Here is a 5,840-nt window from a genome sequence, read left to right on the forward strand (position 1 = left end):
CGGCGGGACGGCGCCGGCCCGAGCCGCCACGGCGAGCGCGGCGCCGCCCCGGAGGTGGAGCAGACCGCCTCGCCGACCGGCTTCGCGACCCCGGTGACCGGCTCGCTCACCTCCCGGTACGGCTACCGCTGGGGCCGGCTGCACAGCGGCATCGACTACGGGGCGACCTATGGTGCTCCGGTCCGGGCGGTCGGTGGCGGGACCGTCGAGATGACCGGGTGGACCACCGGGCTGGGCTACCAGGTGCGGGTCCGGCTGGACGACGGGACGCTCCTCGTCTATGGCCACCTGTCCCAGGTGGGGGTGGCCTCCGGCCAGCGGGTGGCCACCGGCCAGTGGCTCGGGGCGGTGGGCAACAGCGGCCGCTCCACGGGCCCGCACCTGCACCTGGAGGTGCGCCTGGATGGGGTCGCGGTGGACCCGCTGCCGTGGCTGTCCGCCCGCGGCGTCGCGCCCTGACCGGCACCCGCGGGTGCGGCTGGGCCGCTACAGCTTCTCCAGCGGCGCGAACCGCAGCAGCAGCCGCTTGACCCCGACGGTCCCGAAGTCGACGTGCGCCAGGGTGCGCTCCCCCGAGCCCTCCGTGCGCACCACCGTGCCGAGCCCGAAGGTGTCGTGGGTGACCCGGTCACCGGCCGCCAGCGAGAGCGGCGCCCGGGACTGGGCACCGGCGGCCGGGCGCGGCCCGCGACCCGGTCCGGAACCGCGCGGGTCCAGCCGGACCACCGAGGAGGCGGCACTGGGCCGCCCGGCGACGCTGACCCGGTCACGGTCGGTGCGCTCCCACTCGACCAGGTCGGCGGGGATCTCGTCGAGGAACCGGGACGGGGGGTGGAACTGCGGCGCCCCGTACGCGGCCCGCGTCCCCGCCCGTGACAGGTGCAGCCGCTCGCGGGCGCGGGTGATGCCGACGTAGGCCAGCCGGCGCTCCTCCTCCAGCTCCACCGGGTCGTCCAGCGAGCGCTGGTGCGGGAAGGTGCCGTCCTCCAGCCCGGTGAGGAAGACGACGGGGAACTCCAGCCCCTTCGCGGTGTGCAGCGTCATCAGGGTGACCACGCCGCCGTCGGAACCCTCGTCGCCCTCGGGCAGGTCGTCGGCGTCGGCCACCAGCGAGACCTGCTCGAGGAACTCCACGAGGGTGCCCTCGGGATAGTTCTCGTCGAACTCGCGGGCCACCGCCACCAGCTCGGCGAGGTTCTCCAGCCGGGTCTCGTCCTGCGGGTCGTGGCTGGCGCGCAGCTCGGCTTGGTAGCCGCTACGGTCCAGCACCGCCTCCAGCAGGTCCGCCACCCCCTGCTCGGGGTCCTCCACCACCTGCCGCAGCCCCTCGAGCAGCTCGGTGAACCCGCGCAACGCCGCCAGCGACCGGGGCGCCAGGCCGGGCGCGTCCCCGGCCCGGCCGAGCGCGGCGACGAACGGGACCCGCTCCCGCTCGGCCAGCGCCGAGACCGCTGCCTGGGCGCGGTCCCCGATCCCCCGCTTGGGCACGTTGATGATGCGGCGCAGGCTCACGTCGTCGGCGGGGTTGCTCAACACCCGCAGGTAGGCCAGCGCGTCCTTGACCTCACGCCGCTCGTAGAACCGGGTGCCGCCGACCACCTTGTAGGGGATGCCGATGCGCACCAGCACCTCCTCCAGCGCCCGGGACTGGGCGTTGGTGCGGTAGAACACCGCCACGTCACCGGGCCGCACGCCGTGCTCGTCCCCGAGCCGGTCGATGGTGCGGGCCACGAAGGAGGCCTCGTCGTGCTCGTCGTCGGCGACGTACCCCGTGATGAGCGCGCCGTCGCCGGACTCGGTCCACAGCCGCTTCTCGCGGCGCTGCTCGTTGCGGGCGATGACGGAGTTGGCCGCGCGCAGGATCCGCTGCGTGGAGCGGTAGTTCTGCTCCAGCACCACGGTGCGGGCCTGCGGGTAGTCCTGCTCGAACTCGATGATGTTGCGGATGGTGGCGCCCCGGAAGGCGTAGATCGACTGGTCGGCGTCACCAACGACCACCAGCTCGGCCGGTGGCACGTCCAGCCCGTCGCCCGCGTGCCCGACCAGCTCCCGCACCAGCGCGTACTGGGCGTGGTTGGTGTCCTGGTACTCGTCGACCAGCACGTGCCGGAACCGGCGGCGGTAGTGCTCCCGCACCGCGGGGAAGGCCCGCAGCATGTGCACGGTGGTGGCGATCAGGTCGTCGAAGTCCAGCGCGTTGGCCTGCCGCAGCCTCGCCTGGTAGCGGCGGTAGGCCTCCGCGACCACCTGCTCGTAGCGGTTCTCCCCCGCCCCGGCGGCGAACGTCTCCTCGTCCAACAGCTCGTTCTTGGCCGCTGAGACCTTGCTGGTGAAGACCCGGGCCGGGTAGCGCTTGGGGTCCAGGTCCATGTCACGCAGCACCATCGCCATCAGCCGCTGGCTGTCCGCGGCGTCGTAGATGGAGAACGTGGACCGCATGCCGACCGTGCTGGCCTCCCGGCGCAGGATCCGCACGCACGCGGAGTGGAACGTCGAGACCCACATCGCCCTGGCGCGCGGGCCCACCAGCCCGCCCACCCGCTCGCGCATCTCGGCGGCGGCCTTGTTGGTGAAGGTGATGGCCAGCACCTGCCCGGGGTGCACGCCCCGGGCGGCGAGCAGGTGGGCGATCCGGTGGGTCAGCACGCGCGTCTTGCCGGAGCCGGCACCGGCGATGACCAGCAGCGGACTGCCCTCGTGCAGGACTGCCTCCCGCTGCGGGCCGTTGAGCCCGGCGAGCAGGGCGGCGGTGGAGACCGCACCCGGGTGGCCGGTCTCCTCACCGGCGTCCGGGCTGCCGGCCGACGCCTCGGCCGCGAACGCCGGGGCCGGCCCGCCCGAGGTGGCCCACAGCGGCACCCCCCGGTCGTCCACCGCCCCCTCGGGGTGGCCGGCGCGACCACCGGGAGCGGGCAGGGCGAGGTCGTCGAACAGACTGCTCATCGTGCAGCCAGTGTAGGTCGCGGCACCGACCCGGCCGGGCACGGCGAGGCGGGCGGTCGCCGGCCGCATACGCTTGGCGCGTGATCCGCCCCGCGACACCCGAGGACCTGCCCGCGATCCTGCGGCTCGTGCGCGAGCTGGCCGGCTACGAGCGGGAGCCGGACGCGGTCACCGGCACCGTCGAGGACTTCACCGGCTGCCTGTTCCCCGAGGAGGGGCGGCCGACGGCGTGGGCCCACGTCGCCGAGGTGCAGGGGCAGGTGGTGGGGATCGCGGTGTGGTTCCTGACCTTCTCCACCTGGACCGGCCGCAACGGGCTCTGGCTGGAGGACCTCTACGTCTCCCCCGGGTTCCGCGGCCGGGGCCTGGGCCGGGACCTGATGGCGGCACTGGCGCGGATCTGCCTCGAGCGCGGCTACCCGCGGATGGAGTGGACCGTGCTGGACTGGAACACCCCCGCCCAGGAGGTCTACCGGCACCTGGGGGCCGAGCCGATGGCGGAGTGGACCACGCAGCGGCTGACCGGGGAGCCACTGGCGGCGCTGGGGGCGCGGGGGACCGATGGCTGAGGGCTCCGGTTCCTACCTCGACGCGTGGACGGTCGCCCTCCTGCTGGTCGGGCTGCTGGTGGCGGGGGTGTGCGCGGTCGCCGGGCTGCGTGGCCGCGCCCCGGGTCGGGTGACCGTCGGCGGGACGTTGCTGGTGCAGCTCACCGTGGCGGCCGTGGTGCTCGGCTACGTGCTGCGGACCGTCCGCGGCGAGGAGCCCGTGGGCCCGGAGTGGGAGCTGTGGGCCTACCTGGTGACGGTGCTGTTCGTGCCGGCGCTGGCGCTGGCGTGGGCACGCGACGAGCCGAGCCGGTGGAGCACGTTCGTGCTGGCGGTCGCGGCGTTCACGGTCGCGGTCATGGGCGCGCGGGCGTCGCAGGTCTGGCACGGCGTCGCGACCACGGCGGTCGGCGGATGACCGGCAGCAGCCGGGAGCTGGGCCGTGCCCACCGCCGCAGCGGCCCCGGGCGGCTCATCATCGCCGTCTACGTGGTCTTCGTCATCGGCGCGACCTCCCGGGCGGCGTTGCAGATCGCCACCCGGTGGGAGCAGGCGCCGCTCGCCTACGGGCTGTCCGCGCTGGCGGCCGCGGTCTACGTGCTGGCCACGGTCTGCCTGCTGCTGCCGGGCCGCGCGGCGTGGGCGGCGGCGTTCGTCGCCATCAGCGTGGAGCTGCTCGGGGTGCTGGTCGTGGGCACCTGGAGCGTGCTGGACCCCGCCTCGTTCCCCGACGACACCGTCTGGTCCGGCTACGGCCGCGGTTACCTCTACGTGCCGCTGGTGCTGCCCGTCGCGGGACTGTGGTGGCTGTGGCGGGTCCGGCCGGTCAGCCCCAGAGGACCGCGACCAGCACGTTGACCACGGCGAGCGCCCCTGCCCCGTGGAGGAGCGCCGGGGACACGGTGGCGCCGCGCCGGCCGCGGGCGGAGCCGGTCTCGGCGAGCGCGGCGACCACGATGGCCACCACCAGCTTCACCGCGACCCGGGCGTGGTCGACGTCACCGTCCAGCGCCGCCTCGGCGACCCCGACCAGCGCCAGCCCGGTCAGCACCTGCAGCCGGGCGCCCCACACCATCAGCAGGTCGGGAGCCGGCACCGGTGGGCGGCGCACCAGCACCCCGAGGTAGCCGCCCACGAGGGCAGCCATCCCGAGCAGGTGGAGGACCACGACGACGTCGTAGAGCAGCGTCATGGCCCCCACCCTAGGTCGCTGCTCACCTGGGAGATCAGCGGGTGCACCCACTCCAGTACCCGCCGGTCGGCGAGGTCGGCGAGCGGGACCCAGGCCGCCTCGTCGGTGGTGCCGCCGACGTCGTGCACCTGCAGCGGGCGGGGCTGCGGACAGCTGGCTCGCCACACCATCCGCACCGCGTGGAAGTCCTCCCACCGGCCGCTGGGCGCCTCCCCGGTCCAGTGGGCCGTGCGCAGCGCGAGCGGCGCCTCGAGCACCACCTGCTGCCCGGTCTCCTCGTGCACCTCCCGCCGGACGCCGGCCTCGGGGTCCTCACCCGGCTCCAGCCCGCCGCCCGGCAGCGTCCACCAGCCCTCGCGGGCGGTGCCGCGCAGCGAGGTGAGCAGCACGGCCGGGCCCCGCCGCGACCGGGCCCCGGCCGAGACCCCGGCCAGGTCGCCCAGCGTCGCCAGGTCGGCGACCACGACCGCGTAGCCGGCGATCCGCTGGTGCGGGTGCGGCGCGGGGGCCGGGCGCACCGCGAACTCCAGCACCAGCACCCGCCCGCCCGGCGCGTGGTCGTCCGGCTCCCAGCGGGCGCCGCGCCAGCTCGGCTCCAGCCCGCGGGACCACAGCAGGTGATGCGGGTCGCTGCCGTGCCCCAGCGTGGCGTCGAGCAGCACCGTCCCGCCGTCGTCGGTGGCGCGCACCCGCAGCATCAGCGGCCGCCGAGCTCGGGGCCGGTCGGAGGAGCGCTGCGGTAGAGCCGGCGCACCTGCGGCACGACCCGCTCCCACACCTGGTCAGGTTCGGTCGTGCGGTTGCGCTCGGCCATCGCCGCGAGCGCGGCCGGGTCGGCGAGCAGACCGGCCAGCCGGACGGCCAGGTCGGCGTCGTCGCGGGCCAGCACGCCGTGGACGCCGTCGGTGACAAACTCCCCGAGCCCGCTGTCGGCCAGCCCGGCGACCGGCAGCCCGGCTACCCGTGCCTCCAGGGCCGCGATACCGAACGACTCCAGCCGGGTGGGGGCGACGTAGGCGTCGGCCCGGTGGTAGAGCGCCGCCAGCGCGGCCGGCCCGAGCCGCCCTGGCAGGTGGACGGCCTCGAGCGGCATAGTGGCAGGGCCTGCGGCGAAGTTGAACACGCGCACGGGGATCCTCCGTCGTCGTGGCGGGGCG

7 protein-coding genes and 1 pseudogene are annotated in these 5,840 nt (G+C 75.3%); 4 read left to right on the forward strand and 4 right to left on the reverse strand.

Going from position 1 to position 5,840, the window contains the following annotated elements; genetic code table 11:
* Positions 1-459: M23 family metallopeptidase (locus tag GFJ45_RS14685; RefSeq protein ID WP_153398515.1), on the forward strand; the 459-nt coding region annotated here is incomplete at its 5' end.
* Positions 460-486: 27 nt separating this feature from the next.
* Here GFJ45_RS14685 and pcrA read toward each other — a convergent pair.
* Entirely contained in the window at positions 487-2,943 is a 2,457-nt protein-coding gene (gene pcrA, locus GFJ45_RS14690) for a DNA helicase PcrA (RefSeq protein ID WP_153398516.1), read from the reverse strand.
* Between the two features lie 47 nt (positions 2,944-2,990).
* On the opposite strand from pcrA, the pseudogene GFJ45_RS14695 reads away from it, so the two are divergent.
* From GFJ45_RS14695 to GFJ45_RS14705, 3 genes and pseudogenes are all read left to right on the forward strand, one after another.
* Positions 2,991-3,512 (forward strand): annotated as a pseudogene (locus GFJ45_RS14695) (N-acetyltransferase family protein); the annotation flags it as partial.
* Entirely contained in the window at positions 3,505-3,909 is a 405-nt protein-coding gene (locus GFJ45_RS14700; protein ID WP_153398518.1) for a hypothetical protein, read from the forward strand. The pseudogene GFJ45_RS14695 and the gene GFJ45_RS14700, both read left to right, overlap by 8 nt.
* The gene (locus tag GFJ45_RS14705; protein ID WP_153398519.1) at positions 3,906-4,349 is read left to right on the forward strand and encodes a hypothetical protein; all 444 of its coding nucleotides are present in this window, start codon (positions 3,906-3,908) and stop codon (positions 4,347-4,349) included. The genes GFJ45_RS14700 and GFJ45_RS14705 overlap by 4 nt, the downstream gene beginning before the upstream one ends.
* Here the strand turns inward: GFJ45_RS14705 and GFJ45_RS14710 are convergent.
* The 3 genes from GFJ45_RS14710 to GFJ45_RS14720 all read right to left on the reverse strand — a co-directional run.
* Positions 4,318-4,683: a hypothetical protein gene (locus GFJ45_RS14710; protein ID WP_153398521.1), complete on the reverse strand. Its 366-nt coding sequence runs from the start codon at positions 4,681-4,683 to the stop codon at positions 4,318-4,320. The genes GFJ45_RS14705 and GFJ45_RS14710 overlap by 32 nt on opposite strands.
* Positions 4,680-5,372, reverse strand: coding sequence for an NUDIX hydrolase (locus GFJ45_RS14715; RefSeq protein WP_194288701.1), 693 nt, complete (start codon positions 5,370-5,372; stop codon positions 4,680-4,682). Before GFJ45_RS14715 ends, GFJ45_RS14710 begins: the two co-directional genes overlap by 4 nt.
* 8 nt (positions 5,373-5,380) lie before the next feature.
* Positions 5,381-5,840 (reverse strand): glycosyltransferase (locus GFJ45_RS14720; RefSeq protein WP_153398525.1); only part of this gene is annotated, 460 nt, incomplete at its 5' end.

Source organism: Ornithinicoccus halotolerans (assembly GCF_009602535.1).
In the GTDB taxonomy this organism is placed as follows: Bacteria; Actinomycetota; Actinomycetes; order Actinomycetales; family Dermatophilaceae; genus Ornithinicoccus; species Ornithinicoccus halotolerans.

What these genes read in the sequence shown, in the direction of transcription:
- pcrA (WP_153398516.1), bottom strand. Translation starts at nt 2,943, where the DNA reads ATGAGCAGTCTGTTCGACGACCTCGCCCTGCCCGCTCCCGGTGGTCGC.
- GFJ45_RS14700 (WP_153398518.1), top strand. Translation starts at nt 3,505, where the DNA reads ATGGCTGAGGGCTCCGGTTCCTACCTCGACGCGTGGACGGTCGCCCTC.
- GFJ45_RS14705 (WP_153398519.1), top strand. Translation starts at nt 3,906, where the DNA reads ATGACCGGCAGCAGCCGGGAGCTGGGCCGTGCCCACCGCCGCAGCGGC.
- GFJ45_RS14710 (WP_153398521.1), bottom strand. Translation starts at nt 4,683, where the DNA reads ATGACGCTGCTCTACGACGTCGTCGTGGTCCTCCACCTGCTCGGGATG.